The 26,878-nt window shown below is 70.2% G+C and carries 21 protein-coding genes and 4 pseudogenes; 17 read left to right on the top strand and 8 right to left on the bottom strand.

Annotated elements, in window-relative coordinates; all coding sequences use genetic code 11:
- The first annotated feature begins 5 nt into the window (after positions 1-5).
- The 3 genes and pseudogenes from ACIPC1_RS33380 to ACIPC1_RS33370 all read left to right on the top strand — a co-directional run bounded on the left by ACIPC1_RS33380 (position 6) and on the right by ACIPC1_RS33370 (position 3,818).
- Positions 6-2,573: an ABC transporter permease gene (locus tag ACIPC1_RS33380; protein ID WP_402523857.1), complete on the top strand. Its 2,568-nt coding sequence runs from the start codon at positions 6-8 to the stop codon at positions 2,571-2,573.
- Between the two features lie 40 nt (positions 2,574-2,613).
- Positions 2,614-3,191: pseudogene (locus tag ACIPC1_RS33375) on the top strand (hypothetical protein).
- Between the two features lie 474 nt (positions 3,192-3,665).
- Positions 3,666-3,818, top strand: a complete 153-nt coding sequence (locus ACIPC1_RS33370; RefSeq protein WP_402524142.1) for a hypothetical protein — start codon at positions 3,666-3,668, stop codon at positions 3,816-3,818.
- Between the two features lie 114 nt (positions 3,819-3,932).
- Here the strand turns inward: ACIPC1_RS33370 and ACIPC1_RS33365 are convergent, their stop codons facing one another.
- Together ACIPC1_RS33365 and ACIPC1_RS33360 are read right to left on the bottom strand one after the other, a co-directional pair.
- Complete coding sequence (locus ACIPC1_RS33365; protein WP_402523855.1) at positions 3,933-6,104, bottom strand: hypothetical protein; 2,172 nt, start codon at positions 6,102-6,104, stop codon at positions 3,933-3,935.
- A 419-nt stretch (positions 6,105-6,523) separates the two neighbouring features.
- Positions 6,524-6,846: pseudogene (locus ACIPC1_RS33360) on the bottom strand (helix-turn-helix domain-containing protein); the annotation flags it as partial.
- Between the two features lie 230 nt (positions 6,847-7,076).
- Between ACIPC1_RS33360 and ACIPC1_RS33355 the strand changes: the two are divergent.
- The 8 genes and pseudogenes from ACIPC1_RS33355 to ACIPC1_RS33320 all read left to right on the top strand — a co-directional run bounded on the left by ACIPC1_RS33355 (position 7,077) and on the right by ACIPC1_RS33320 (position 14,660).
- Positions 7,077-8,762 (top strand): ribonuclease J, encoded by a 1,686-nt coding sequence (locus ACIPC1_RS33355; protein WP_402523852.1) that lies wholly within the window; start codon positions 7,077-7,079, stop codon positions 8,760-8,762.
- Positions 8,763-8,868: 106 nt separating this feature from the next.
- Positions 8,869-9,597 (top strand): spermidine synthase, encoded by a 729-nt coding sequence (locus ACIPC1_RS33350; RefSeq protein WP_402523850.1) that lies wholly within the window; start codon positions 8,869-8,871, stop codon positions 9,595-9,597.
- Positions 9,598-10,168: 571 nt separating this feature from the next.
- Entirely contained in the window at positions 10,169-10,588 is a 420-nt protein-coding gene (locus ACIPC1_RS33345) for a GNAT family N-acetyltransferase (protein ID WP_384377919.1), read from the top strand.
- 12 nt (positions 10,589-10,600) lie between these two features.
- Positions 10,601-10,852 (top strand): annotated as a pseudogene (locus ACIPC1_RS33340) (GNAT family N-acetyltransferase); the annotation flags it as partial.
- A 177-nt stretch (positions 10,853-11,029) separates the two neighbouring features.
- Positions 11,030-12,355: a hemolysin family protein gene (locus ACIPC1_RS33335; protein WP_402523847.1), complete on the top strand. Its 1,326-nt coding sequence runs from the start codon at positions 11,030-11,032 to the stop codon at positions 12,353-12,355.
- The gene (locus ACIPC1_RS33330; protein WP_402523845.1) at positions 12,352-13,365 is read left to right on the top strand and encodes a hemolysin family protein; all 1,014 of its coding nucleotides are present in this window, start codon (positions 12,352-12,354) and stop codon (positions 13,363-13,365) included. The genes ACIPC1_RS33335 and ACIPC1_RS33330 overlap by 4 nt, the downstream gene beginning before the upstream one ends.
- A gap of 117 nt (positions 13,366-13,482) precedes the next feature.
- A complete protein-coding gene (locus ACIPC1_RS33325) occupies positions 13,483-14,265 on the top strand; it encodes an SGNH/GDSL hydrolase family protein (protein WP_402523843.1) in 783 nt (260 codons plus the stop codon).
- A 44-nt stretch (positions 14,266-14,309) separates the two neighbouring features.
- Positions 14,310-14,660 carry a DUF4326 domain-containing protein gene (locus tag ACIPC1_RS33320; protein WP_402523840.1) on the top strand — a complete coding sequence of 117 codons (351 nt, stop codon included), beginning with the start codon at positions 14,310-14,312 and terminating at the stop codon, positions 14,658-14,660.
- A gap of 226 nt (positions 14,661-14,886) precedes the next feature.
- On the opposite strand, the gene ACIPC1_RS33315 is transcribed toward ACIPC1_RS33320, so the two are convergent.
- Entirely contained in the window at positions 14,887-15,306 is a 420-nt protein-coding gene (locus tag ACIPC1_RS33315) for a carboxymuconolactone decarboxylase family protein (RefSeq protein ID WP_402523838.1), read from the bottom strand.
- A gap of 610 nt (positions 15,307-15,916) precedes the next feature.
- On the opposite strand from ACIPC1_RS33315, the gene purB reads away from it, so the two are divergent.
- The gene (gene purB / locus ACIPC1_RS33310) at positions 15,917-17,359 is read left to right on the top strand and encodes an adenylosuccinate lyase (protein ID WP_402523835.1); all 1,443 of its coding nucleotides are present in this window, start codon (positions 15,917-15,919) and stop codon (positions 17,357-17,359) included.
- Complete coding sequence (mug, locus tag ACIPC1_RS33305; RefSeq protein WP_402524123.1) at positions 17,356-17,904, top strand: G/U mismatch-specific DNA glycosylase; 549 nt, start codon at positions 17,356-17,358, stop codon at positions 17,902-17,904. Before purB ends, mug begins: the two co-directional genes overlap by 4 nt.
- A gap of 153 nt (positions 17,905-18,057) precedes the next feature.
- Here the strand turns inward: mug and ACIPC1_RS33300 are convergent, their stop codons facing one another.
- Positions 18,058-18,780, bottom strand: coding sequence for an ABC transporter permease (locus tag ACIPC1_RS33300; RefSeq protein WP_402523833.1), 723 nt, complete (start codon positions 18,778-18,780; stop codon positions 18,058-18,060).
- A 2-nt stretch (positions 18,781-18,782) separates the two neighbouring features.
- Positions 18,783-19,718 (bottom strand): ATP-binding cassette domain-containing protein, encoded by a 936-nt coding sequence (locus ACIPC1_RS33295; protein WP_402523830.1) that lies wholly within the window; start codon positions 19,716-19,718, stop codon positions 18,783-18,785.
- A 108-nt stretch (positions 19,719-19,826) separates the two neighbouring features.
- On the opposite strand from ACIPC1_RS33295, the gene ACIPC1_RS33290 reads away from it, so the two are divergent.
- From ACIPC1_RS33290 to ACIPC1_RS33280, 3 genes are all read left to right on the top strand, one after another.
- Positions 19,827-20,981: a sensor histidine kinase gene (locus ACIPC1_RS33290; RefSeq protein ID WP_402523828.1), complete on the top strand. Its 1,155-nt coding sequence runs from the start codon at positions 19,827-19,829 to the stop codon at positions 20,979-20,981.
- Between the two features lie 14 nt (positions 20,982-20,995).
- Positions 20,996-21,658 (top strand): response regulator, encoded by a 663-nt coding sequence (locus ACIPC1_RS33285; protein WP_402523826.1) that lies wholly within the window; start codon positions 20,996-20,998, stop codon positions 21,656-21,658.
- A gap of 99 nt (positions 21,659-21,757) precedes the next feature.
- Entirely contained in the window at positions 21,758-22,915 is a 1,158-nt protein-coding gene (locus ACIPC1_RS33280) for an ROK family transcriptional regulator (RefSeq protein WP_402523823.1), read from the top strand.
- Between the two features lie 108 nt (positions 22,916-23,023).
- On the opposite strand, the gene ACIPC1_RS33275 is transcribed toward ACIPC1_RS33280, so the two are convergent.
- Both ACIPC1_RS33275 and ACIPC1_RS33270 read right to left on the bottom strand, forming a co-directional pair.
- The gene (locus ACIPC1_RS33275) at positions 23,024-23,785 is read right to left on the bottom strand and encodes a GntR family transcriptional regulator (protein ID WP_402523820.1); all 762 of its coding nucleotides are present in this window, start codon (positions 23,783-23,785) and stop codon (positions 23,024-23,026) included.
- Positions 23,786-24,061: 276 nt separating this feature from the next.
- Positions 24,062-24,952, bottom strand: a complete 891-nt coding sequence (locus ACIPC1_RS33270) for an RNA polymerase sigma-70 factor (RefSeq protein ID WP_402523818.1) — start codon at positions 24,950-24,952, stop codon at positions 24,062-24,064.
- A 213-nt stretch (positions 24,953-25,165) separates the two neighbouring features.
- Here ACIPC1_RS33270 and ACIPC1_RS33265 point away from each other — a divergent pair, with 213 nt between their 5' ends.
- A complete protein-coding gene (locus ACIPC1_RS33265; RefSeq protein ID WP_402523815.1) occupies positions 25,166-25,996 on the top strand; it encodes an alpha/beta fold hydrolase in 831 nt (276 codons plus the stop codon).
- Positions 25,997-26,041: 45 nt separating this feature from the next.
- Here the strand turns inward: ACIPC1_RS33265 and ACIPC1_RS33260 are convergent.
- Positions 26,042-26,878, bottom strand: a pseudogene (locus tag ACIPC1_RS33260) (DMT family transporter); the annotation flags it as partial.

Raw genomic sequence — 26,878 nt, 5'->3', positions numbered from 1 at the left:
CGGTCGTGCTCAAGGCGACACTGCGGAGCTTTCTCGCGCACAAGGGGCGGCTGCTCCTCTCGGCGCTGGCGGTCGTGCTGTCCGTGGCGTTCGTCGCGGGCAGCCTCATCTTCTCGGACACGGTCACCCGCACCTTCGACCGGCTCTTCGCCTCCACTTCCGCCGATGTGACGGTGGGCCCCAAGGACGATCTCAACTCCCAGATCCCGTCTGGGGCCGCCGAGACCGTGCCCGCCTCACTGGCCGGCCGTATCTCGGAGATCGACGGCGTCGAGTCCACCCACGCGGACGCGTCCGTCGAGAACATCACGGTCGTCGACAGCAAGAACGAGTCGGTCGGGCCGACCACGGGCGCCCCCACCATCGCCACCGACTGGTACCTCACCGACCGCAGCCCGGTGAAGCTGACGTCCGGCCGCGCACCGGAAGGGGCAAGCGAGGCGCTGCTGGACGCGGACACCGCCAAGAGCAAGGACGTGGGCGTCGGCGACACCCTGACCGTGCTCGCGCAGCCCGGCACGTTCAAGGTGGAGATCGTCGGCATCGCCACCTTCACCACCACCAACCCCGGTGCCGCACTGGTGTTCCTGGACAGCCGGACCGCGCCGGATCAGCTGCTCGGTAGTCCTGACGCCGCCACCAGCATCTCGGTGGACGCGTCCCCGGGTGTCACCGACGCCGTACTGAAGCAGCGCCTCGCCACCGAACTCGGCACGAGTACCTACGACTTGAAGACGGCCGACGAGCAGGCCGAGGACGCCGCCGCCCAACTCGGCGGATTCCTGGACATCATCAAGTACGTCATGCTCGGCTTCGCCGGAATCGCCGTCCTGGTGGGCGTCTTCCTGATCGTCAACACCTTCTCGATGCTGATCGCCCAACGCACCCGCGAGCTGGGCCTGTTGCGCGCGCTCGGCGCCGACCGCCGTCAGGTGCGCCGGTCGGTGCTGACCGAGGCACTGCTGCTCGGTCTGGTGGGCTCCACACTCGGCCTCGCGGCGGGAATCGGGCTCGCCGCCGGACTGATCGAGCTCATGGGCGTGTTCGGCATGAACCTCAAGTCCACCGAGATGGTGATCGGGGTGGTGACTCCTGTTGCCGCGTACGTCGTGGGGGTGGGCGTCACCTTCGTGGCGGCCTATCTCCCGGCGCGGCGCGCGTCGGGTGTCTCCCCCATGGCGGCGCTCGCGGACGCCGAAGTCGCCGGTGTGGGACGGCCGTTGCGGGTTCGCGCGGTGGTCGGATCGGTCGTCGGGGCGGCCGGCGCCGCCGCGCTCGCGGGCTGCGCCGCGTCATCGAGCACCGCGACCTCGTCCTCGCTGCTGGGACTCGGTGTCGTCCTGACGCTCATCGCCACGGTGATCGCCGGTCCGCTGCTGGTGCGGCCGGTGATCCGGGTCCTCGGCGGGGCCTTCCCCGCCCTGTTCGGCTCGGTCGGCCGGATGAGCCAGCGCAACGCGCTGCGCAATCCGCGCCGCACGGGCGCCACCGCGGCCGCCCTGATGGTGGGTCTCGCCCTGGTCGGCGGGATGTCCGTGGCGAGCGCGTCCATGTCCAAGTCCTTCGACGAGCAGATCGACAAGACGCTGGGCGCCGACTTCGTGATCCAGAACAGCAACTTCGTGCCGTTCTCGCAGGAGGTCACCGACAAGGTCCGCGGCACGGAGGGCGCCGGGCTCGTCGTCCGCCAGCGCTTCTCACCGGTCGCCGTGCGGCTGCCCGACGGCAAGCGGATCGAGACGACCGCCACCGCCTACGATCCGCAACTCGACGACGTCGCCCACGTCACGTACACGCAGGGGAGCAGCGCGGCCGCGCTCGGCGACGGGAAGATCGCCATGGACGCGGACTTCGCGAAGGATCACGACGTACGCGTCGGCAGCACGATCCCCGTCGAGTTCCCGGCCGGACGGAACACCGAGCTGACGGTGGGGGCGCTCACCGACCAGGACGGCTCCGACGGGTTCGGCATGCAGGGCGGGCTGTTCTTCGGTTTCGCCACGATCGAGAAGTACGTGCCGGGCGGCCAGGACTCCGCGCTGTACGTGAACGCGGCCTCGGGCACCGGCGCCGACACGCTGCGCTCGAATCTGGACAGGACGCTCGATCAGTATCCGCAGGTGCAGGTACGCGACCTGGCCGACTACAAGAAGCTGGTCCACGACCAGATCGCCGTGCTCCTCTACCTCGTGTACGCGCTGCTCGGGCTCGCGATCGTCATCGCGGTGCTCGGCGTGGTCAACACCCTTGCCCTGTCGGTCGTGGAGCGCACCCGCGAGATCGGGCTGCTGCGCGCCATCGGGCTCTCCCGGCGTCAGCTGCGCCGGATGATCCGCCTCGAGTCGGTGGTGATCGCCGTGTTCGGCGCGATCCTCGGTCTGGCGCTCGGCCTGGTCTGGGGTGTCTGTGTGCAGCAGGTGCTGGCCCTTCAGGGCATGAAGGCGTTCGCCGTTCCGTGGACGACGATCATCGCGGTGGTGGTCGGTTCGGCGCTCGTGGGCATCGTGGCGGCGCTGCTCCCGGCGCTGCGCGCGTCCCGTATGAATGTGCTGGCAGCCATCGCGCACGAGTAAGGTATCGCTCCGCCAAGTCGCCCATGGCTGAGGAGAGTTCATGCCGCGCCGCTTCCGTTTCGGCGTCAACCTGACGAACCCCGCCGCCGCCGACGAGTGGCGCGAGAAGTGCCGCCGGGCCGAACAGCTCGGCTACGACGTGATCCTGGTCCCCGACCACCTCGACATGCCCGCGCCGTTCCCGTAACTGACGGCAACCGGATGCTGCGGCTCACCGCCGAGCACGCAGAGATCGCGGCGTTCACGGGAGCGCGGTCGGTGCCCGGCAGCACGACGGGGACGCCAGCGCCGCTCACTTCGGAGGAGCTGGACGAGCGGGTGGCGGCGTACCGGCGCCTGGCCGCGGGCCGCAAGGAACCCGCCGAGCTGAACGTGCTGATCCAGATGGTCGTCGTCACCGACGACCGCGAGGCCGCGGCGCGGGAACTGCTCTCCCACATGCCCCATCTGACCGTGGAACAGGTCCTGGACCTTCCCATCCTCCTGATCGGCACACCGGAACAGATCACCGCGCAGGTACGGGCACTGCGGGAACGGTACGGGTTCTCCTATCTGACCGTCCTGGAGCCGTACATGGAAGCCTTCGAGCCGGTGATCAAGGCGCTGCGCGGGGAGTGAACCCGCTGCCCGGACAGGGGAATTCCGCGATGTGCCGGCCCGTGCGGCGGGGCACCATGAGCGGATGGCCGGGTCCGGATCATGGAGCCTCTACGGCGCCGTCTGTGCCATTCGCTGCGGAGGTCGAAGATCTCCTTCTCCAGTGCCGCGTCCTGCGACTCGTCGGCCCAGACAACCGCCCTTTCCCCGACGAGCTGGAGTGTGTCCTCATCTGTGGCCCAGAAGTCATCGGCTTCAGGCTCGTCGACTTTCTCGGTTCTCGGGTCTTCACTGATGGAGAAGGCCCATGAGTCGTTGATCTCCGCAGCGAGGAGCAGGTACGACCTCGCGTACTCGCCTGCGGTGATACGACCGATCCTGCCGTCCTGCGGCCGGGACGAGCGGTCCATCAGTACCGACCCCACCGCGAGATCCTTACGGGTTGATGTGGAAGGTGAAGGGACTGAGCCCGCGTCTGCTCGGGAGGCCGGCGCCGTGTTGCGGCGAGAGGGCGCGGACGCCGCCGGCAAGGGTCGGCCACCGGGGGAACCTCTGGAGGATCGGGTGCTGCCGGTGCACGCCGTGCACTTCGGCCGTGGCTGCGCGGAACAGGCCCTGGACACGGCACGGGTGACGCTCACGCGGTGAGCGCGGGCGCCGCCCGGCGCGACGTCGACGGCAAGGAGAGCGAAAGGACTTGAGTTCATTGCAATGATTGAGAAGGAAGCCCTTTCATGGCCTCGCCGTGGGCAACGCTAGCACTCAGCCCGGGATCAAGTCGCGCAGATTTTCGAGGGTGATGATCCGGGAGTCAGGGTGCAGTCCTTCGGGACGTTGGAGGCCGATGTACATCACGGGCTCGTCCGGGACCGGCTCGCCGTCCCACAGGTCCACGGCCGTGGCGCCGCCGGACATCAGATCGATCAGGTACCTCACCGTCAGCTGCTCGCGCTCCACGATGGCGCGCACCACCTTGGACACCGACACCTGGTTCTCCTCGACCCGGTTGGCCGACGAGATGCCCTTCAGATACAGGTGCAGCCACTTCGCGCGCCACCGGCCGTCGTCCCCGCGCCGGAACACCAGCGGCAGCGCCACCCGGCCCACCCCGCGCAGCTCCGACTTCATCCGCACCGTGCGCGGCTCGAACGGCCGGCCCTTCTGCTCGCCGTCGCGCAGCATGAAGCCGAAGAACGACTCCTCGACCTCCTCGAAGCTTTCGCCGGCATAGATGTCGACCTGCGGAACGATGAAGGTGCTGTGCACCCGGTCCAGGGACAGGTTGATGAACTCCGAGGCCCCCTCGGGCGCCTCGATGACATCGCCCGAGTGCTCACCGCCGACGGCCGTGAGTGACGTGTAGGAGAGCCAGGAGTCGGTGCTGTAGTCGGAGTGGAGAAGCAGCGCCGACAGGTCGTAGTCGGTCCGCCGCTCGGTCTCCTTCCAGTACACGAAGAAGCGCAGCTGTTCGCCGTCGACCGCCGAGACCGATCCTCGCGGCAGGACGCCGAGCCCGGCCGTGGTCGCCCTGCCGCTGAGCGGAAGCGCCACATCGAGGACGTCCGGGTCGATGAGCAGCCGGTCCGGTGCCGGGAGCCGACGACCCACCTCGGCATCGAGGGCGGCGATCAGCCGGTCGCGGTCGGCCGCCGGTAGTGGCGGCCGGAAGTCGGGGGTCACCCAGGCGCGGCCCCGGCGGTTGACGAAGATGCGGGGTTCGTCGCTCTCCCGCTCCCGGTTGTGGAGATGCTCGCGCACCGAGAGCACAACCCGGCCGGAGACGTCGGGAGCGACCTGTACCGCGGCGGCCACCACCGCGTCCCGTTCCTCCTGGTCCGCGGCGATGCGCAGCAGGAGGTCCAGGGCGCGGAACAGCTTGCCGGGAGCGGACTTCAGCAACTGCATCGCACCGAGGACGTCGAACGCGTGGAGCAGCATCTCGACCCGGCCGTCGAAGGAGCGCGCCTCCTTCTCGCCCCGCGCGACGGCGAACACATCGGCGGCATGCGGCCAGCGCGGGTACTCGTGTGGGTGGAGACGCTCACCGAGCCGCTTGAAAGGCTCGCGGTGGGCGTGTACATCGGCCAGCTTGGCGGGGTTCGCCGCGACCACGGCATCCAGGCCCGCGAGCAGCGCACGGCGCACCGGCCGCGCGAGAGCCCGAAACCGGGTCGGCTCCTGCAGCGTCACGTCGCCGCCCGACAGCGCGCAGGCCAGCCGCAGCACATCGGTGACGGTGTCCAGCAGGAGGTCCGCGCCGACAGCCAGACGGGCCTCGTTGACGACCGCCCGGTTCTCCCGGACCGGGATCGCCTCCGGCTGGGGGCCCAGCGCGCACCGCTCGGCAAGGGTCCTGAGGTCACGCAGGTGGTCCTCACCCAGTGGCGTCGTGCTGCCCGCCAAGGCCTGGTACAGGTCCGTGAGTTCGTAGTCCAGGTCCCGCCCGAGGTGCAGGACGGTCACCCGGTCTCCCGCCGAGGCGATCAGCTCGTCCTGCACCGCGAGCATCTCCTCGTAGGTGTGCTGGTACCGGCCGTACGTGGGGAGGCCGAGCAGGTCCAGCACCCCATGCGCCAGCTGCGTCAGCACGTCCTCGCGCGACTTCTCGTCGCCGAGTGCCTTCGCCACGCACCGCATCCAGAACTCTTCGGTGTCCGGCACGTTCGCCGGGAAGTCGATGAAGTACGAGTTGTGCCGGACGTGGTCGCCCACCATCTCGCTCACGGTGCGCAGCGTCCGCTTGGCGGTGTGCACGACCGCGGCCTCGGACAGCCCCGACAGCCGCTCCAGCAGCTCCGCCGAGAGCTTGAAGCCCACGGATGTCAGCGCCGCGTCGAACTGCCGCGCGGCGATGGCTCCTTCCCCGGCGGAGCCCTTGGGGGAGGAAAGGCGGTGGGTGTGCCGGATGACCAGCGATTCGAGACTGTGCGCCATTCGGGGATGATCGCAGAGGCGTGCAAGCCGGCACACAGGAGTTTTCTGTACGGGCTCCGACTCCATGATCACACCTGCCGCAGCAAGATCATCCCACCCTCGACGGCAACTACGGGACGGTCCTTGGGCTACTGCCTTTGAGCGCCGCTCGATCGAGGAGCTGACGCAGGCCCGGATCTCGATCGCCTCGATGGAGAACGTGATGTGCGAGGTCGAGTGGCGCAGGCGGCGCCTCACGAGAAACGTACGGGCCGGAGCTCCAACTCCCCGGCCGTGCAGAAGAACTTGTGAGCGGATGCCGGCCGTAGTCACCGGGACGACGGAACGGCCGGTTCTCTTCCGAGTCGTCGAGAGCCGGCGGACGGACCTGCCGGTCTCCTGCACCGCGCTACACCCGCATCTCGACCACGCACTCACCCGGTCAGCACCGCATGCACGGTCGAGGCGGGCATACCCAGCCGTCCGGCGATCTGGACCGGGCCGAGGCGCTGCTTCCCGCACAGATGCACGACTTTGCGGACCTGCGGCTGTGTGGTTCGGGCCGGGCCGCGGTGGGGCCGTGAGGACCGGCCGAGGATTGCGGCCGGTCCGGACTCGGCGTCACGGTCGGCCACCGTCTGGCGGTGGGCCAGGACACGTCGTAGCGCTCGGCCGCACGGGCGATCGGCCATCCGTCATCAACAATCAGACGCGCCAGGCGCAGACGTGCGCGAGGCGTCAAAGCAGCGTGAGCGTGAGACACGAAGGCCTCCTGGTTGGCGGAGCGGTTCCTCTACAGCTCCACTCCACAACCGGCGGCCCTCGCCTGTCACCCAGACTCAGACGGTCTCAGAGCACAAAGTCGACCAACCTGCCTGGGCAGTACACCTGGCAGTGCCGCTTCCCCCACTGACCGCCTCGGCCGCGCCGTGTTCAACCGGCATATCGGGCGGCCAGTGATCACCTCGGCAGACTCTCCGGTAACGTCGGAATATGAGTCATCCGCATCCCGAACTGAAAGCCGCCCCTCCCCTGCCCGAAGGAGGGCTGAGGGTAGTCGCCCTGGGCGGTCTGGGTGAAATCGGCCGCAACATGACCGTCTTCGAGCATGCCGGCAAGCTGCTCATCGTCGACTGCGGCGTGCTGTTCCCCGAAGAGAACCAGCCCGGCGTGGACGTGATCCTGCCGGACTTCACATCGATCCGTGATCGCCTGGACGACATCGTGGCCGTGGTGCTCACCCACGGCCACGAGGACCACATCGGTGGCGTGCCGTATCTGCTGCGAGAGCGCTCCGACATCCCTGTCGTGGGCTCGAAGCTGACACTGGCGTTCCTGGAGGCCAAGCTCAAAGAGCACGGAATCCGGCCGCGCGCGGTGCGGGTACGTGAAGGCGAGCGGCGCACCTTCGGCCCCTTCGACTGCGAATTCGTGGCAGTCAACCACTCCATCCCGGACGGTCTCGCGGTCGCGATCCGCACCGGTGCCGGGCTGGTGTTGCACACCGGCGACTTCAAGATGGACCAGTTCCCGCTCGACGACCGCATCACCGACCTGCGCGCCTTCGCCCGCCTCGGTGAGGAAGGCGTCGATCTCTTCCTCACCGACTCCACCAACGCCGAGGTCCCTGGCTTCACCACTTCCGAGCGCGACCTGAACCCGGCGATCGAGCAGGTGATGCGTACCGCCCCGCGCCGGGTGATCGTCTCCAGTTTCGCCAGCCATGTGCACCGCATCCAGCAGGTCCTGGATGCCGCGCACCAGCACGGCCGCAAGGTCGCCTTCGTGGGCCGCTCCATGGTCCGCAACATGGGCATCGCCCGCGACCTCGGGTACCTGAAGGTTCCCAGCGGCCTGGTCGTGAGTACCAAGGAAATGGAGAAGCTGGCGGACCACAAGATCACCCTGGTGTGCACCGGATCCCAGGGCGAGCCGATGGCGGCTCTGTCCCGGATGGCCAACCGCGACCATGTGATCCGCATCGGCAAGGGCGACACCGTCCTGCTCGCCAGCTCCCTGATCCCCGGCAACGAGAACGCCATCTACCGGGTGATCAACGGGCTGACCCGGTGGGGCGCCCATGTCGTCCACAAGGGCAACGCCAAGGTGCACGTCTCCGGGCACGCCAGCGCCGGTGAGCTCGTGTACTGCTACAACATCGTCAAGCCCCGCAATGTCATGCCCGTGCACGGCGAATGGCGCCACCTGCGGGCCAACGCCGACCTGGCCATCCGTACCGGGGTCGATCCCGAGCGGGTGGTCATCGCCGAGGACGGCGTCGTCGTCGACCTCGTGGACGGGCGTGCGTCGATCACCGGCAAGGTGCCCGCGGGCAACGTCTACGTGGACGGCATGGAGGTCGGCGGCGCCACCGAGGCGTCCCTGAAGGACCGCGTCACCCTCGCGGAGGAAGGCGTGGTCACCGTCGTGGCCATCGTCGACGCCGACACGGGCGCCCTTGCCGAGACTCCCGACTTCCTGGCCCGCGGGTTTGTCCACGACGACACCACCTTCGAGCCGGTCATCCCTGTCATCGAGAAGACTCTGGCGACCGCGGCCCAGGAAGGCGTCGGCGACGCTCACCAGCTGGAACAGCTCATCGCCCGTGCCGTGGCGAACTGGGCCTTCCGTACCCACCGCCGCAGGCCCCTCATCATCCCCGTCATCATCGACGCCTGACCGGCAGCACCCTTCCCCTTCTCTGCCCTGCCACAGGGGCACCTGGGCAGAGCGACGTTCCAGGCACCGGCTTCGGGCACCGACGGTGCGTCAGAAAGGTAAACGGATGAGCGCGCGCTTCGAGGAGATCGACTGGCGCCCGACAGCGATGGGCGACATCAGCCTGCGGCGCCGACGCAACCCGGCATCGGACACCGATGTGTACGAGGTGAAGCTCGGCGACGAGTTCTTGATGTCCAGCCTCTTCACCACCGGCGAGATCGCGCTTGCGGAACTCGGACTGGCGAAACTGCCCGGCACCGAACTGGACATCGCCGTCGGCGGACTCGGGCTCGGGTACACCGCCGCGGCGGTGCTGGACGACCCCCGGGTGCGCTCGCTGACCGTGATCGACACGCTCGCCGAAGTCATCGACTGGCATCAGCGGGGCCTGGTCCCTCTCGGCGCCCGACTGACTTCGGACGCCCGATGCCGCCTGGTTCAAGGCGACTTCTTCGCGATGGCGGCCGATTCGTCCGGTCTGGACCCGAGGGAGCCGGGCCGCCGCTTCGACGCCATTCTGCTGGACGTCGACCATTCGCCGCGCCATGTGCTCCACCCGCGCCACGCGGCGCTCTACCAGCCTGCGGGGCTCCGCGCTCTCACCGAACACCTCCACCCGGGCGGGGTCTTCGCCCTGTGGTCGAACGATCCGCCGGACAAACAGTTCACCTCCGCACTCACCGAGGTCTTCCCGCAATCAGCGGCCCATGTCGTCGACTTCGACAATCCCCTGCAAGGCGGCACCTCGACCAACACCGTCTACGTGGCCAGGACAGAGCCGGGCCCAGCGTAGGCAAACGCGTACTCCCCTGCTGCTGAACCGGGAGTACGAGCGAGCCGACGTCGCGGCGTTCGCCGTCAGCGACCCGAACCATCGCTGGATGGTCAGTGGCGCGTGGGCCGGCACGACCTCGCTGACAGCAGAGGTCGTGCCGGCGCTCGTCCGCGAGGACTTGACTGACGTCTTGTTCCGTCGAAGAAACCCTTGGACCCGTCATTTCAGGGCCTGACCAGCCCGTCAACGCACCTGAAGCCCGATCAGAACGATCGTCGCAAGCGTCATTTCGGCGTCAAGATATCGCCCGTAACGCCCACAGCGCGTATAACGCATAGCGCATAACGCACCGACAAACAGCAGGTCGGGAGTCCGTGCGGCCGGACGCCCACCCTTACGTTCGACGCGCTCAAGGTCGCCGGATTTGCGCCCCTGTCCGACATCCGCCGGAGTGGGGACCGTGCACGAGGAATCGGCCGACGAGCTCGCGGCCTACAGAAACCCGAGACCGAGCCCGCCCCTCCCCTCCGTCGATTCCCCGCCACGGAAACCGCTCGCCAGCAGGCCGGCGCTCTGCTTGGCTCGCCACATGAGCGATCTCCACATCCGCCACGCCACTCTCTCGGACGTCGACACCGTGCTGCAGTTCTGGCGCGACGCCGCAGAAGGAACCAGCATCAGCGACGACCACGACGGAGTGGCCCGACTCCTCACCCGAGACCCCGAAGTCCTGCTCCTCGCAGAGCGCGACGGCATCCTCACCGGAACCGTCATAGCCGGCTTCGACGGATGGCGATGCTCCGCCTACCGACTCGCCGTACACCCCGACCACCGCCGGCAGGGCATTGCCACCGCCCTGCTCGAAGCTGCGGAACAACGATTCACCGCCCTGGGCGGGCGACGCGTCGATGCCATGGTCCTGGAGGCCAACGAACAGGCCCACCGCACCTGGGCCGCGGCTGGCTACCATCGCGAAGACCACTGGCGACGCTGGGTCAAGCCCCTGTAGGCACAGGCCCGTCTGCCGGATATCTGCCAGAAGCAAGGATTCGACGGCCGGCGCTGCCATCTGTACCGGCTCGCGGTGCACCCCGGGCGGCGACGGCTGGGAATCGGCTCGGCGCTCCTCGCGGCCACCGAGAAACGGTTCGTACGACTGGGCGGGCACCGCGGGGACGCGATGGTGCTCCAACGGAACGAGACCGCGCAACATGCGTGGCGGGCGGCAGGGTATGCGCCCGAGGGGCAGTGGCGCCGTTGGGTGAAGCCCCTCGACAGCCAGGCTCCTTTACCCTCTCTTTACTACGGGTCGATCTGTCGGCCCTCTGAAAGGTGTGTGAGCGTCCGCCCATGGGCGAGCCTCCAATCACCGACGCCGTGACGGTCGGGGCGTCGGACGACATCGCGCGGTCCCCCCGCCCCTGGCCGATCATGGGACGGAGGTGACCCGATGACCGAACTGCTCCTCCTCCTGGTGGCCGTCCTGCTCTCGCTGGCCTGCGGCGCGTTCGTCGCGGCGGAGTTCTCGCTGACCACGGTCGAGCGCAGCGAGCTGGAGCGGGCCGTCGAGCGCGGCGAGGTCGGCGCCCCGGGCGCCCTGAAGGCCGTACGGAACCTGACCTTCCAGTTGTCCGGCGCCCAGCTCGGCATCACCGTCACCAACCTGGTGGTCGGCATGCTCTCCGAGGCGTCCATCGCGAAGCTGATCGCGGGCCCGCTGGAGTCGGCCGGCGTCTCCGCCTCCGCGTCGCACTCGGTGGCGCTGGTCATCGGTACGGGCCTGTCGACGGTCTTCCTGATGGTCGTCGGCGAGCTGGTGCCCAAGAACTGGGCGATCTCCTCGCCGCTGGCGGTGGCCAAACGGGTGGCGACGCCGCAGCGCTGGTTCAGTGCCGCGTTCCGCCCGTTCATCGCGCATCTCAACAACATGGCGAACCGTGTCGTACGACGCTTCGGCCTCGAACCCGCGGAGGAGCTGGCCTCCGCGCGCGGACCGCAGGAGCTGGTGGCCCTCGCCCGGCACTCCGCCAAGGAGGGCTCCCTGGAGGCGGACACCGCCGAGCTGTTCGTGCGGACGCTGAACCTCGCCGACCTGACCGCGGAGAACGTGATGACCCCGCGCGTCCAGGTCATCGCGCTGGACGTCCAGGCCACCTGCGAGGACGTGGCGAACGCGACCCGGGCGACGGGGCTGTCCCGCTTCCCCGTCCACCGCGGCGGCCTCGACTCGGTCGTCGGCGTCGTACACATCAAGGCCGTGCTGGGCGTACAGGCGGAGCTCCGGGCCCGCACCCCCGTCTCCCAGATCATGCGCGAACCCCTGTTCGTACCGGAGTCGCTGACCGTGGAGCGGTTGCTCGACCGGCTGTCCGGCAAAGGCACGATGGCCGTGGTCATCGACGAGTACGGCGGCACCGCCGGGGTCGCCACGCTGGAGGACATCGTCGAGGAGGTCGTCGGCGAGGTACGCGACGAGCACGACCCGCACGAGTTGTCCGACCTGGACCCGGTCGGCACGGACGACGACGGCCGCGCGCTGTACTCGGCCGACGGATCCGTCCGCACCGACCAGCTGGCACGGGTCGGGCTCAGGGTGCCCGACGGTCCGTACGAGACCCTCGCGGGCCTGGTCGCGACCGAACTCGGCCGGATTCCCACCGTCGAGGACAGCGTCGAGGTCGCCGGGTGGCGGCTGGACGTGGTGGACGCCTCGGGCCGCCGGGCCGCACGGGTGCTGCTGCACGCGCCGCGCACCGAGGAGGAGGGCGAACGATGACCGCCGTACAACTGCTGATCGGCCTCGCGACGCTGGTCGTGAACGCGTTCTTCGTAGGCGGCGAGTTCGCGTTGATCTCGGTCCGCCGCAGCCAGATCGAGCCGCACGCCGAGGACGGGGACCGGCGGGCGCGCAGCGTGCTGTGGGGGTTGGAACATGTCTCCGCGCTCCTTGCGGCCGCGCAGCTGGGCATCACCCTGTGCACCCTCGTCCTCGGCATCGTGGCCGAGCCGGCGATCGAGCACCTGCTGGAGCCGGTGTTCCACGCGGTGGGGGTGTCGGACAGTGCGGGTCACGCGGTCTCCTTCGTGATCGCGCTCGCCGTGGCGACCTATCTGCACATGCTGCTCGGCGAGATGGTGCCGAAGAACGTCGCGCTCGCGGAGCCGGTGCGCACCGCGCTGCTGCTGGGACCGCCGCTGGTGTGGCTCGCCCGGGCGCTGCGTCCGGTGATCTTCACCATCAACACCTTCGCGAACACGCTGCTCAAGCTGCTCAAGGTCGAGGTGAAGGACGAGGTCTCCGCGACCTTCACGGATGACGAGCTGGCCCGTCTCGTCAAGGACTCCAGCGCCGCGGGACTCATCGACGACCGCGCCCAGGAGCGGCTGAACGACGCCCTGGAGCTCGGCCGCCGACCCGTCCGCGATGTCGTCCTCCCGCTGGAACGCGTGGTCTACGCGCGCGTGGGCGTCACTCCGGAGCAGCTGGAGCAGTTGTCCGCCGAGTCCGGCTTCTCGCGCTTCCCCGTCGTGGACGAGGGGCGCCGTATCGTCGGCTACCTCCACGTCAAGGACGCCCTGGACGCGACGCCGCGCGACCTCCCCTTCGAGGTGCAGGACATGCGGCCCATCGCCCGCGTCCGTGAGAGCACCCGGCTGGACGACGTGCTCACCGCGATGCGGCGCAGTCGTACGCACCTTGCGGCCGTGCTGGGCAGCGACGGGCGGCTCGCGGGTCTGGTGACGATGGAGGACGTGCTCCGGGAGCTGTTCGGGCAGCCGGTGTGAGGGCGAGACGGCGGTGAAGGGGGCGATAGGCCGCGTCGACGGGGTCGGGATCGGCTCGCGTGTTCCGGCGGGCCCGACCTACCGACCGGTATGCGCGCGGGTTAACATTTTTGAGCCATGCAGACGAATGCCACTTACACCAGCCTTGTCGCGGTCGGCGACTCCTTCACCGAGGGCATGTCGGACCTGTTGCCCGACGGTTCCTACCGGGGCTGGGCCGACCTCCTCGCGTCCCGGATGGCCGCGCGGACACCCGGGTTCCGGTACGCCAACCTCGCCGTGCGCGGGAAGCTGATCGGACAGATCGTCGACGAGCAGGTGGACGTGGCGGTCGCGATGGCGCCCGACGTGATCACGCTGGTCGGCGGGCTCAACGACACGCTGCGGCCCAAGGTCGACATGGGACGTGTCCGCGGGCTCCTGGAGGAGGCCGTCGAGCGTCTCGCCCCCGCGTGCGAGCAACTGGTCCTGATGCGCAGCCCGGGCCGCACCGGCCCGGTTCTCGAACGGTTCCGCCCCCGCATGGAGGAGCTCTTCAACCACGTCGACGACCTCGCCAAGCGGCACGGCGCGCTGGTGGTCGACCTGTACGGCGCGCCCTCGCTCGCCGACCCCCGTATGTGGGACGTGGACCGGCTGCACCTGACCGGCGAGGGTCACCGCCGCGTCGCCGAGGCCGTGTGGCAGGTGCTCGGATACGACCCGGAGGACGCGGACTGGCACACCCCGATGCCGCCCACTCCCCCGCCCGGCTGGATCTCCCGCCGGACCGCCGACGCCCGCTTCGCCAGACAGCACCTGCTGCCGTGGATCGGCCGGCGCCTCACGGGACGCTCGTCCGGGGACGGACTCCTGCCGAAGCGCCCCGAGCTGCATCCGTACGAGGAGCCGCCGGCGTAGGCCGCTGGGCACCGGAGGTCACACCCGACAGAACGGAGCCGCCTGTGAGCGCCACCGTCATCAACCTCAAGGGCCGTATCCACGACTTCGGCCCCCGGCTCGAACACGCCCCCGCGGACCTCGTCTACGTCGGCCGCCGCTGGACCATGGGCCACTGGGACCTCCCCCAACACCCGCTCTACAACCCGTTCGCCTACGACACCCCCACCAAGAAGCGGGACGGCACCCGTGCCGAGGTCATGGACAAGTACCGCGCCTATCTCCTCGACCACCCCGCCCTGCTCGCCCAGGTACCCGCCCTCCGTGGCAGGACCCTGGCCTGCTGGTGCGCCCCCGAACTGTGCCACGCCGACATCCTGGCCGAGATCGCGGAGAGCTCCGGCCCGGCCTCGTAGGTTCCACGTCCGTAGCCGGACGCTTTACCGGCTCACCTCACGCGCGGTCTGGTGCGGGCCGCAGAGGCCGACGAAGGCGCGGCCGGGACGGTCGGCAGCCTTGTGCAGAAGGTGGGCGGGCCGCATCCGCGGGATGAACCCCCGCTCTACCGCGCATTGGTGTGGGACCTGCGCCGAGCCGCAGCAAATCCGGTGAACTCGCCAAGGCCCCCGACCGTGCAGTGCCCTACTGGTTCGCGACCGGCAGCAGGCCCCGCTCGCCGAACACCTTCTTGGCGACGAGGGTGGCGTTGATCGCCTTGGGAAAGCCGCAGTACGCCGCGGCGTGCAGCAGCGTTTCGGTGATCTCTACGGGGGTGAGGCCGACGTTCAGTGCCGCGTTGATGTGCACCTCCAGCTGAGGCTCGCAGCCGCCGAGGGCGGTGAGCATACCGAGGGTGACCAGCTGCCGATCGCGGGGAGGCAGGCCGGGGCGGCTGTAGATCTCCCCGAAGCCCCAGGCGACGATCTGGTGGGCGAACTCGGGGTTGATGTCGGCAAGGGCATCGATGACGCGCCGGCCCCCATCGCCAACAACGCCTACGAGAGTCTCCATCCCGTGGTCGAAACGTTCCTGGCGGGCCTCGGCCGAGGAGGGATTGCTCATGGTGCTCCCGTTTCTGCTGGTCGCCGGGGTCGGCGAGCGGCCACTGGTAGTGGTGAATCTTCTCTGCCAGAACGCTGCGGACCTGCTCGTCGATGCCCGCCCGGCGCTCGGGGAACGCCAGTTGCTGCCAGGGGAAGGAGTGTCTGACAGTGATGACTTGACCCTAGGACTTGAAGTGCGCTCCAGGTCAATCGCCGAGAGGGCGGGCAGGCAAGCCCCTTGGCGGTGGCGATGAGGCAGCGGCCGCTGACGGCATCCTGCACAACGCCACGCCACGCCGACGCTCCGGCGTTGGTGAACCGCCGGACCTTCGGACGTGTGCGGTCCGCGCGCTCGGACGGCGCCTCGCCTGCCACATGGCCGCGTGAGATCTCCGCGGTCGTCCGCGCTGCACGCAACAGATCTCCCGGTACCCGCCACGCGGTCTGTCCCCCGCCCGTTCAGATACCTCTCGAAGCAGCACCGCCCGACTGAGACGCGCAGCGAGGCGGTGTCTCGCGCATCTCTCACACGCTGCGCGTGATGCGTGTTCCGGGAGGCCTCCGACCTGGTCTCCCCGGACGGTGCGCACGGTCCGGACCCCCAAAGACGCCGGGTAAACTCCGTACACGTGACCCCCGCGCCCGCAAAGCCCCGTATCCCCAACGTCCTCGCCGGACGTTACGCCTCCGCCGAGCTCGCCACGCTCTGGTCGCCCGAGCAGAAGGTGAGGCTGGAGCGTCAGCTCTGGGTCGCCGTGCTGCGGGCTCAGAAGGATCTCGGGATCGAGGTGCCGGACGCTGCCATCGCCGACTACGAGCGGGTGCTCGACCAGGTCGACCTGGCCTCGATCGCCGAGCGCGAGAAGGTCACGCGGCATGACGTGAAGGCGCGGATCGAGGAGTTCAACGATCTCGCCGGGCACGAGCAGGTCCACAAGGGCATGACATCCCGGGACCTCACGGAGAACGTCGAGCAGCTACAGATCCGCCTCTCACTGGAGCTGGTGCGCGACCGTACGGTCGCCGTCCTGGCGCGGCTGGGCAAGCTCGCGGGCGAGTACGGCGAGCTGGTCATGGCCGGCCGCTCACACAACGTGGCGGCGCAGGCCACCACCCTCGGCAAGCGCTTCGCGACCGCCGCCGACGAGCTGCTGGTGGCGTACGGCCGGGTCGAGGAGCTGCTCGGCCGCTACCCGCTGCGCGGCATCAAGGGCCCGGTCGGCACGGCTCAGGACATGCTCGACCTGCTCGGCGGCGACGCGGCGAAGCTCGCGGACCTGGAGCAGCGGATCGCCTGGCACCTCGGGTTCTCGCAGGCGTTCACCTCCGTCGGCCAGGTCTATCCGCGCTCGCTCGACTACGACGTGGTGACCGCGCTGGTGCAGCTGGCGGCCGCCCCGTCCTCGACCGCCAAGACGATCCGGCTGATGGCCGGGCACGAGCTGGTGACCGAGGGCTTCAAGCCCGGCCAGGTCGGCTCCTCGGCGATGCCGCACAAGATGAACACCCGTTCCTGCGAGCGCGTCAACGGCCTGATGGTGATCCTGCGCGGCTATGCGTCGATGACGGGCGAACTGGCGGGCGACCAGTGGAACGAGGGCGATGTGTCGTGCTCGGTCGTACGCCGGGTCGCGCTGCCCGACGCCTTCTTCGCGCTGGACGGCCTGCTGGAGACCTTCCTCACCGTCCTCGACGAGTTCGGCGCGTTCCCGGCCGTCGTGGCGCGTGAGCTCGACCGCTACCTGCCGTTCCTCGCGACGACCAAGGTCCTGATGGCCGCGGTGCGCGCGGGCGTCGGCCGGGAGGTCGCGCACGAGGCCATCAAGGAGAACGCGGTCGCCTCGGCCCTCGCCATGCGTGAGCAGGGTGCCGAGCGCAACGAACTGCTCGACAAGCTCGCCGCGGACGACCGTATCCCGCTGGACCGCGCCCAGCTCGACGAGCTGATGGCCGACAAGTTGTCCTTCACCGGCGCCGCCGCCGACCAGGTCGCCCTCGTCGTCGGCCGTGTCGAGGAGATCGTGAAGCAGCACCCGGAGGCCGCGGCCTACACGCCGGGGGCGATCCTCTGACGCGCTTCACCCCACAGGAGTTGGAGGCCGCCCGCGACCGTCTCGTCCCCGACGTGGCCGCGGTCGGCCTCCAGGTGCTTTTCTGCGGGATCAATCCGGGCCTGATGACGGCCGCCACGGGCCACCACTTCGCGCGTCCCGGCAACCGGTTCTGGCCGGTGCTCCACCTGTCCGGCTTCACCCCGCGGCTCATGAAGCCCGCGGAACAGGGCGAGTTGCCGTCGTACGGACTGGGCATCACGAACGTCGTGGCGCGCGCGACCGCTCGTGCCGACGAACTGACCGCCGAGGAGTACCTCGAAGGCGGGCGGCTGCTGACCGCCAAGGTGGAGCGGCTACGGCCGCGCTGGCTGGCCGTGGTGGGCGTGACCGCGTACCGGGCGGCGTTCGGTGACCGCAAGGCAGCCATCGGTCCCCAGGAGGGGCTGATCGGGGCCAGCAGGGTGTGGGCGCTGCCCAATCCCAGTGGGCTCAACGCGCACTGGACGGCGGCGACGATGGCGGCGGAGTTCGGGCGGTTGCGGACGGCTTCCGCCGAGGGGTAACGGGTCGGGGACGGCCCCGCTCATCCTCGGCTGGTCGGGGATGCCGTGGCTCGACCTCGGCAGACCGGGGGCGGCACGGCCCCACCTCGACAGACCAGGGGCGGCACGGCCCCACCTCGGCAGGCCGACGTCCACGTGCGCCTTCCCGACGGGTCAGGCGTCGCGGCGCCGAATGCACCAGGCGCCGGCCGCCAGGGCCGTCGCCGTCCAGGCCGCGGTCACGGCGAGCCCCGTCCAGGGTCCGAGGGCGCCGTCCCACGTCTCGTGGAAGACGACTTGGCCCGCCTTGTCGGGCAGGAAGTCGGCCACGCCGCCCGAGGCGCTCCCGACGGCGAAGGAGACGATCAGGAGGAACGGGATCAGGGTGCTCAGCGTGGCGACACCACTGCGCAGGACGGCGGCGAGACCGGCCGCGAACAGGGCCATGAGCGTCAGATAGATGCCGCAGCCGATGACACCACGGACCGCCTCACTCCAGCTCGGCCCGCTCGCCTTCGTCCCGAGGGTCGCCTTTCCCACGGCCAGGCTCACCGCCCCCGTGACCAGGCCGACGACCAGCACGGGAACCGCGATCGCCACCACCTTGGCCGCGAACCACCGCAGCCGGTCGGGCACCGCGGCCAACGACACGCGCAGCGCACCGCCGTGGAACTCGGCCGAGACGGCCTGCGCGCCGAAGGTGATCGCCGCGATCTGTCCGAAGCTGACGCCGAAGAACGCCGAGAACAGCGGGTCGAAGTCCTCCCCTTCGGTGTCGAGCCCGGCGACTGCCGAGAAGAGCGCGGTGGCGAGGAGAACGCCGCACAGCCCTCCGCCCAGCGACCGCAGGGTCCGGATCTTGATCCACTCCGCGTGGAGTGCGGGTGCGAACGTCATGGTCAGGCCTCCTGGTTCTGCGTCGGGGACGGCGTGGCGGCGAACTCGGTCTCGGCGGCAGTCAGATCCAAATAGGCCTGTTCCAACGTGCCTTCCTCCGCGGCGAGTTCGAGAAGGGGCACCCGCGCGGCCGAGGCGAGGAGACCGATGTCCTCCACGCGCGCGTGGAGGACGGTCCAACGTCCGTCGTCACCTTCGACCGCCTCGATGCCGTGCTCCGCGAACAGGCCGCCCAGAGCGCCGCCATCGGTGGTGCGCACCCGGACGCGGGGCTGCACACGCGCGTCGATGAAGTCCCGCATGGGCGTGTCGGCGAGCAGTCGGCCCCGGCCCAGGACGACGAGGTGGTCGGCGAAGGACGCGGTCTCGTTCATGAGGTGGCTGGAGACGAGGACGGTACGGCCCTCGCGGGCCAGCGCGCGCATCAACTCCCGGATCCAGATGATCCCTTCGGGGTCGAGCCCGTTCGACGGTTCGTCGAGCAGCACCACCGGTGGGTCACCGAGAAGCGCCCCCGCGACGCCCAGCCGCTGGCGCATGCCCAGGGAGTACGTCCCCACCCGGCGCCGCGCCACAGAGGCGAGCCCCACCTCCTCAAGCACGGCGTCCACGCGCCGCTCCGGGATGCGGTTGCTCGCGGCGAGCGCCCGCAGATGGTCCCGGGCGGTCCGCGATCCGTGCGGGGCCTGCGCGTCGAGCAGGGCGCCGACGTGGCGCAGGGGCTCGTGTATGGCGGCGTAGGCACGGCCGCCGATGGTGGCGGTGCCGGAGGTGGGCCGGTCCAGGCCCAGCACGAGCCGCATGGTGGTGGACTTTCCGGCGCCGTTGGGACCGAGGAAGCCGGTGACACGGCCGGGGACAACGCTGAAGGTGAGCTGGTCCACGGCGCGCCTGCTGCCGTACTCCTTGGTGAGGCCTTGGACGTCGATGCTGGTCATGGCCCCAGCCTGGCCGCCGGTGAGGGCGCGTCACCTCCCCCGCGGGGGGACTTCGTCTCCCCCGCCCGGGGGAAGCCTGTGGTCAGTGCGGCCTGTCACGATGACCCAATGGCCCGTTTTCTGCGCCCGTTGCTTCGGGGGACGACGTACACACGTTGGTTACACCTGTCGGTGCCGATGCTGTTCACCGGCGTGTGGATGTTCATCGACACGTCGAAGCCGTGGGTGCCCGCCGCGCTGCTGGTTCCCCTGGGGCTGATTCCGGCCGTCCGGCGGGGCGAGGGCGTCCAGGCGCAGTTCATGTTGGCGCGAGACGGCGGGGAAGCGGCCTTCTCCGTCGCTCCTTCGATCACCTGGCGTGACCGGTGGCGGACCGTGCTCTGGCTGGAGATCCGGCTGGCGAGCGGGTGGGTGGCTTCCGAGATCACCGTCTGGCTGCCGCTCATCGCCTTCGATCTCGTTCACTCGGCGACCGGCCACACGACGACCGACAACCCCTTCGTGCCGGTCTCGCACCCGCACTGGGCCTACGCGCTGCTCTTCCCCTTCCCGCTGCTCGCCCTGTACGGCGCGGTCGTCGGCCTCGGTGAGCTGATCACGGTGATAGCACGCCGTCTGCTCGGTCCATCCCCCAGCGAGCGGCTCGCCGCGCTGGAGGAGCGCACCGAGCAGCTCCTGGAGCGCAACCGCATCGCCCGTGAGCTGCACGACTCCATCGGCCACGCGCTGACCGTCGCGGTGGTGCAGGCGGGCGCGGCCCGGGCGGCCGGCGACCCCGCGTTCACCGACCGGGCGCTGGGCGCCATCGAGGACACAGGGCGGGCCGCCCTGGAGGATCTGGAGCGGGTGCTCGGGGTGCTGCGGGAGGCGGAGCGTCCGGTGGGCGGCCGCCCCACGCTGACCGAGGCCGACCGGCTCCTGGAGTCGGCGCGCGCTTCCGGCGCCAAGGTCGACGCCGAGGTCACGGGCCCGCTGGAGACCGTACCGGCGCCTCTGTCCCGCGAGGGGTACCGCATCCTCCAGGAGTCGCTCACGAACGTCCTGAGGCATGCGGGGAGCGTCCCGGCGCGCGTGCGTATCGAGGTCCAGGACGGCAGGCTCGTCCTGGAGGTCCGCAATCCGCTCACCGCGGAGATACCGGGGCCGGGCCGGGGCAGCGGCCTGCGCGGCATCCGGGAGCGCGCGGCGCTGCTCGGCGGCCGGGCGCGGACGGGACCGGACGAGGGTGACTGGCAGGTGCATGTGGAACTGCCACTGAGCTGATCTACGCTGGCCCGATGCCCGTCACCGTTCTCCTCGTCGACGACGAGGCCCTCGTCCGCGCCGGTCTGCGTGCCGTACTGGAGGCCCAGCCCGACATCGAGGTCGTCGGGGAGGCGGCTGACGGGGCCGCGGTGATCCCCCTGGTGCGGCAGCTGCGGCCCGACGTCGTCGCCATGGACGTACGGATGCCCCTGATGGACGGCATAGAGGCCACCCGCGCGGTGCTGCGGACGGTGGCCGATCCGCCGAAGATCCTCGTGGTGACGACGTTCGAGAACGACGAGTACGTCTACGAGGCGCTGCGCGCCGGAGCCGACGGGTTTCTGCTGAAGCGGGCGCGGCCCGCCGAGATCGTGCACGCCGTACGGCTCGTCACCGAGGGCGAGTCACTGCTGTTCCCCGCCTCCGTACGGCAGTTGGCCGCCGAATACGGGGACAGCGCCGGGAATCCCGCGGCGCGGGCCGCCATGGAGCGGGCCTCCCTGACCGAGCGTGAGGCGGAGGTGCTGCGGCTGATGGCCAGGGGCCTGTCGAACGCCGAGATCGCCGCACGGCTGATCGTCGGGACCGAGACGGTCAAGTCCCACGTCAGCGCCGTACTGACGAAGCTGGGGTCCCGGGATCGTACGCAGGCGGTCATCGCGGCGTACGAGTCGGGGTTCGTGGCGCCCGGGTGAATCCGACTCGTCAGGAGCCAACTGGTCCCCGGCACTCGCCGGGGTCCGCCGCGCCGAGTACGATCCGGCCAACACGCGCACGAGCTGGGAGGACAGACGTTGGGGCAGTTGACCGGCGGGGATCCCTCTCTGCTGCGAAGGATCAATTCCGCGGTGGTGCTGCACGCACTGCGCACCACGGACTGTGCAACCCTCACCGAGATCACCCGGGTGACCGGACTGTCCCGGCCCACGGTCGAGGGAGTGGTCGAGGGGCTGATGGAAGCCGGCCTCGTGGTCGAGAAGGCGGCCGAGGAGGGCGCTGCCCGGCGCCAGGGACGTCCGGCGCGCAGGTACCGGTTCCGGGCCGAGGCCGGCCATCTGCTGGGCCTGGAGATCGGCCCGCACCGGGTGTCCGCGCTGCTCGCGGATCTGGACGGCAGGGTGCTGGGCGCCATGTCCAAGGACGTGGAGGAGGCGGCGTCGGCCGACGAGCGGCTGGAGCGGCTGCGTACGGCGGTCGCCGAGCTGCTGCGCCGGGCGGGTGTCGCCCGGAGTTCGCTGCGCGCGGTCGGGGTGGGCAGCCCCGGGATCGTCGAGGCGGACGGCACGGTACGCCTGGGCACGGCGCTGCCCGAGTGGACCGGCCTGCGCCTGGGCGAGCGGCTGAGCCGCTCCTTCAAGTGCCCTGTACTGGTCGAGAACGACGCCAACGCGGCGGCGGTCGCCGAGCACTGGAAGGGCGCGGCCACCGAGTCCGACGACGTGGTGTTCGTACTGGCCGGACTGAGCCCGGGCGCCGGTTCGCTGATCGGCGGACGGCTGCACCGGGGGTACGGCGGCGCGGCCGGGGAGATCGGCGCGCTGCATCTGCTGGGCCGTGAGGTGACGCCGGAGACATTGCTGTCCACCACGGACGAGCCGTTGCACCCGCTCGACGAGCAGGCGGTCGCCGAGGTGTTCGCCTATGCCCGGGGCGGCGACCAGCGGGCCGTCGCGGCGGTCGACCGTTTCATCCAGCGGCTCGTCCACGACGTCGCGGCGCTCGTCCTGGCGCTCGACCCGGAGCTGGTCGTCATCGGCGGCTGGGCGGCCGGTCTGGACGGCGTACTGGAGCCGCTGCGACGGGAGTTGGCGCGCTACTGTCTGCGCCCGCCGAAGGTGGCGCTCTCCGTCCTGGGTGAGGCGGCCGTGGCGACGGGTGCCTTGCGGCTGGCTCTGGACCATGTGGAGGCGCAGTTGTTCGCGGTGGAGGGAACCGTGACCGCGCGCCGCTGAGCGGAACCGGCCCATGGGGCACGCAAAAACGTCCCGCCCCGGAGTCCTCCGGGGCGGGACGGTCGTACGGTGGGCTGCTGCTCGATGGCAGACCGCCCCGCTCGCGGCTCAGGAAGCCCTGCGCTCCGGGTCGTGGTGGATCTCCACGCCGCCGGAGTCTCCGAAGGTCAGCCGGCAGGTGTCGGCGCGGTAGGTGGCGATGGACACCGCGGCGGTGCGTCCCTCGGTGAAGAAGCGGGTCGTCACGACGAGGACGGGCGCTCCCGGAAGCCGGTCGAGCTCCCTGGCGTCGTCCGCGCGGGCCGAGCCGAGCTCCACGGCGCTGTCCTGACCGTCCAGGTCCAGGCGCTGCAACTCACGCAGTACGGCACGCGCGCGTGCCGGACCCGAGGGCGCGTCTATGGCGGACAGGTCCGGTACCGAGGACGCCGGGATGTAGAGCAGTTCGGCGGCGACCGGCTGACCGTGTGTCACCCGGGACCGGCGCACCGTGTGCACCTGCTCGTCGTCGCCCGACTCCAGGATGCCGACGACGGCCGTCGGCGGGACCGCCACCGTGCAGTCCGCGGGCTGCCAGGCGTCGCCGACTGCCCCCGGCCACTCGTGCTGCTCGGATCCGACGGCCACACCCACACGCGGCGGGGCGACGGTGGTGCCCACCCCGCGGCGGCGCTGCAGACGGCCTTCCAGTTCAAGCTGTTCCAGAGCCTGGCGGAGCGTGGCGCGGGCGACCCCGAACCGTGCTGCCAGATCACGTTCGTTGGGCAGGATCTCGCCCACCGTGAAGTCGGAGTCCAATGCCTCACTGAGCACGGTCTTGAGATGCCAGTACTTAGGCTCCGGCACCGCTTCCAGCTGCTGGGTCCCCACCCTGTCCTCCGCAATCGCCGTGGCCCGGCGGCGTTTTAGCGCCCTTGTTTATTAAAGGTTCTTGCACTATCCCTGCGACCATATGTCCACCTCCCCCCTTGGTCAAGACCAATCCTCAATCCCTTACGGACCGCACAGGGGCGATGCCGCAGAGCGTTCACACGACGTTGGTGCTGGGTGATGTTCGCGACACAACGCCGAAAGCCCCCGTCCAAGTGACGGGGGCCGGCGGTGGACCAGAGGGGCCGGTGCGGTTGCTCGGGGACTTCTGCCGGGCTACCGCTCGGGCAGCGAAAGCAGCTTCTCGGGGTTCCGCACGATGTAGACGCACTGGATCCGGCCCTCCGCGACGTCCAGCTGGAAGACGCTGTCGGGCTTGCCGTCGAACAGGGCCAGGATCGCGGTGCCGCCGTTGACCTCCAGGAGGCGGAACGACACGTCGGCGCCGGCCAGTCCCTTGCGCGCCGCGCCCTGGAGGAACCGGCCCACCTTGTCGGCGGTCTCGATGACTCGCACCGGCGCCTGGGACAACCCACCACTGTCGGCGACCAGCCGTACGTCCGGCGCCAGCAGGGACATGAGCCTTTCCAGGTCGCCCTCGGCCGCCGCGGCGAGGAACCGCTCGGTGAGTTCGCGGCGTTCGGCCGGGTCGACCTCATAGCGCGGACGCCGTTCGTCGACGTGCCGGCGGGCCCGTGCGGCGAGTTGGCGTACCGCGGGCTCGCCCCGGTCGAGGACGACGGCGATGTCCGCGTACGGATAGCCGAACGCCTCCCTGAGGACGAACACCGCACGCTCCAGGGGCGACAGGGACTCCAGGACGACGAGGACGGCGACCGAGACGGAGTCGGCGAGTACGGCCCGCTCCGCGGCGTCGGGGACGGTGTCCCCGAAGTTGGTGACGTACGGCTCGGGGAGCCACGGACCCACGTACGACTCGTGGCGTGACTTCACCTGGCGCAGTCGGTCGATGGCGAGGCGAGTGGTGACCCGGACCAGGTAGCCGCGTGGTGCGCGCACCTCCGCCCGGTCCGCGCCCGACCACCGCAGCCATGCTTCCTGGACGACGTCCTCCGCGTCGGCCACCCGCCCGAGCATGCGGTAGGCGACGCCCATGAGGACGGGACGATGCTCTTCGAAGATCTCGGTCGCGGTGTCGGTGGTCACGGTTCCATCCCATCCGACTCACCGTGCCCGTGTCCAGGCGGAATCGGTCCAAAGCGCGTACGGGCGGGGGGTTCGTGACGACCCTCGCGCGTTGGTTCGGGACGACCCGCGCGCGTGGAGTTCGTGACGACCGGGGGCTACCCGTCGGTAGCAGTTGCTGACAAGCTGTCTACGAGACGGTCTGTCAGCGTGTCCCAGACGAGGAGCAGCATCATGTCCGCCACGGTCTCCTTCAGCCTCCCCTCTCCGCGCGGCCCGAGGACCGTGACCGTGTCCTACGCGCGCGTGGGCGCCGGCGAGCCGCTGCTCCTGCTGCACGGCATCGGCCACCACCGGCAGGCCTGGGACCCGGTCGTCCACATCCTGGCGGCCGAGCGTGACGTCATAGCCGTCGACCTGCCCGGCTTCGGCGAGTCCCCGCCGCTGCCCGAGGGGCTCACGCACGACCTCGGGACGGTGGTGCCCGTACTCGGCGCGCTGTGCGAGGCGCTGGAGATCGACCGTCCGCATGTGGCGGGCAACTCCCTGGGCGGCCTGCTGGCACTGGAGTTGGGCCGCGAGAAGCTCGTACGGTCCGTCACGGCCTTCTCCCCTGCCGGGTTCTGGTCGCAGGCGGAGCGGCGGTACGCCTTCGGTGTGCTGCTCGCGATGCGGCACACCGCGCGGCGGATGCCCGTCCCGGCGGTCGAGCGGCTCTCCCGTACGGCGGCCGGGCGTGCGGTGCTGACGGGCACCATCTACGCCCGCCCGGGCCGCCGTTCACCCGAGGCCGTCGTCGCGGAGACCCTTGCCCTGGCCCACGCCGAGGGTTTCGCGGAGACCCTCCGGGCCGGCGCCACCGTCCAGTTCACCGACGACGTCCCCGGGCTTCCGGTCACCGTGGCCTGGGGCACCAGGGACCGGCTGCTGGTGCGCCGCCAGGGAATCCGCGCGAAGCACATCATTCCGCGCGCCCGGCTGGTCAGGCTGCCCGGATGCGGCCACGTCCCGATGAACGACGACCCGGCGCTCGTCGCCCGCGTCATCCTCGACGGCAGCCGCTGACCGACGCGCCGCCCGCGCCAACACACCTGATCCCAGGGCGACTCCAGCGCCGACCAGCGCGCTACCGACGGCCTGCGCTGCGCCGTAGGAGCCCGTGCCGACGAGCGGCGCGGTACCGACCGCCGCGACAGGGATGAGGCCGGTGAAAAGCGTGGCGTGTTCCACGCCGATGCGCCGCATGCCCGTGTACCAGCACAGGAAGCCGACGACGGTGACGACGGCCGCCTGCCACAGCAGCGCGGCGACCTCGGTCGCGTCCGGCCTCCGCAGCCAGGCGCCGCCGTCGACGAGCACGCCGACCGCCGCCGACTCGACCGCGGCGATCCCGCAGACGGCGGCCGTCAGCAGTCGTGGCCCGAGCAGCCGCAGTACGGGCACGGCCAGGGCGGCGAAGCCCACCTCTCCGACCAGCGCGCACACGGAGTACCCGACGCCCATGGCGTCCGTGCGGCCCCACCCCTGGACGGTGAAGGCGCCCACCGCCACGAGCAACGACCCGTACAGGACAAGGCGTTGCGGGCGGCGTCGTTCCCGAAGGGGGACGATGACGGCCACGACCAGGGGGGCGCAGCCCACGAAGACGCCCGGAACCGCCGGTTCCGCCGTCCGTTCGGCGGCGATCACCGCAAGGTTGAAGCCGACCATGCCGACCGCGGCGAGCAGTGCGAGGCGGCCCCACTGGCGCGGTGCGAGCTTCCGCAGCGATGCCGCGCCGTACCGGCCGACCAGCGGCAGCAGCAGCGCGAAGGCCAGGCCGTAGCGCAGGAACTGGCCGCCCGCGTACGGATAGTGGCCCAGGACACTGTTGGCGGTGAAGGAGGCTCCGACGAGGACATAGGCGAGCGTGACGAGCAGGGCGCCTCGGGCGGGGGTGACGTTCAT

Source organism: Streptomyces sp. NPDC087263 (assembly GCF_044744645.1).
GTDB lineage: Bacteria > Actinomycetota > Actinomycetes > Streptomycetales > Streptomycetaceae > Streptomyces.
Note: the sequence above shows the minus strand (reverse complement) of the source record. Positions and strands in the feature narration are given on the sequence as shown.

Coding starts and splice junctions, on each gene's coding strand:
- ACIPC1_RS33365 (WP_402523855.1), bottom strand. CDS start 6,104: ATGGCGCACAGTCTCGAATCGCTGGTCATCCGGCACACCCACCGCCTT.
- ACIPC1_RS33355 (WP_402523852.1), top strand. CDS start 7,077: ATGAGTCATCCGCATCCCGAACTGAAAGCCGCCCCTCCCCTGCCCGAA.
- ACIPC1_RS33350 (WP_402523850.1), top strand. CDS start 8,869: ATGAGCGCGCGCTTCGAGGAGATCGACTGGCGCCCGACAGCGATGGGC.
- ACIPC1_RS33345 (WP_384377919.1), top strand. CDS start 10,169: ATGAGCGATCTCCACATCCGCCACGCCACTCTCTCGGACGTCGACACC.
- ACIPC1_RS33335 (WP_402523847.1), top strand. CDS start 11,030: ATGACCGAACTGCTCCTCCTCCTGGTGGCCGTCCTGCTCTCGCTGGCC.
- ACIPC1_RS33330 (WP_402523845.1), top strand. CDS start 12,352: ATGACCGCCGTACAACTGCTGATCGGCCTCGCGACGCTGGTCGTGAAC.
- ACIPC1_RS33325 (WP_402523843.1), top strand. CDS start 13,483: ATGCAGACGAATGCCACTTACACCAGCCTTGTCGCGGTCGGCGACTCC.
- ACIPC1_RS33315 (WP_402523838.1), bottom strand. CDS start 15,306: ATGAGCAATCCCTCCTCGGCCGAGGCCCGCCAGGAACGTTTCGACCAC.
- ACIPC1_RS33300 (WP_402523833.1), bottom strand. CDS start 18,780: ATGACGTTCGCACCCGCACTCCACGCGGAGTGGATCAAGATCCGGACC.
- ACIPC1_RS33295 (WP_402523830.1), bottom strand. CDS start 19,718: ATGACCAGCATCGACGTCCAAGGCCTCACCAAGGAGTACGGCAGCAGG.
- ACIPC1_RS33290 (WP_402523828.1), top strand. CDS start 19,827: ATGGCCCGTTTTCTGCGCCCGTTGCTTCGGGGGACGACGTACACACGT.
- ACIPC1_RS33285 (WP_402523826.1), top strand. CDS start 20,996: ATGCCCGTCACCGTTCTCCTCGTCGACGACGAGGCCCTCGTCCGCGCC.
- ACIPC1_RS33265 (WP_402523815.1), top strand. CDS start 25,166: ATGTCCGCCACGGTCTCCTTCAGCCTCCCCTCTCCGCGCGGCCCGAGG.